Source organism: Streptococcus cristatus, assembly GCF_001578775.1.
Lineage (GTDB): Bacteria > Bacillota > Bacilli > Lactobacillales > Streptococcaceae > Streptococcus > Streptococcus cristatus_A.
The window spans coordinates 1-357 of sequence record NZ_KQ969090.1; the positions used below are offsets into that span (position 1 = coordinate 1).

A 357-nucleotide genomic window follows, 5' to 3' on the forward strand; every position below is an offset into this window, starting at 1 on the left:
AACCTCTGTTTGAAAATATTCCTTCAAGGTCTCTTGCAGTTTGGTTTGAAATTTATCCGTTGCTTTTTTCCAAACGAAGCTGTACTTGTTGGCATTGGCTTCAATTTTCGTCCCATCGATGAAGAGACAGTCCAGACTAATCAAGTCTTCCATCTTGAGGCGAAGATTGAGTTCAATGAAGAGATTTTTGATGAACTCTTCCATGCAGTCCACCACACGAAAACGATTGATTGTCCGATAACTGACAACATGGTGACCTGTCAAATAGCTCATAGCAAGATTTTCAGCCATGAGCTTTTCGATTTTACGACCAGAGAAAATTCCTTGCGAGTAAGCAAATAGCAGCGCAGATAAGAG

1 protein-coding gene is annotated in these 357 nt (G+C 40.6%); it reads right to left on the bottom strand.

The window, feature by feature from the left end:
• Positions 1 to 357 (bottom strand): transposase (locus tag SCRDD08_RS10750; protein WP_061423623.1); only part of this gene is annotated, 357 nt, incomplete at both ends.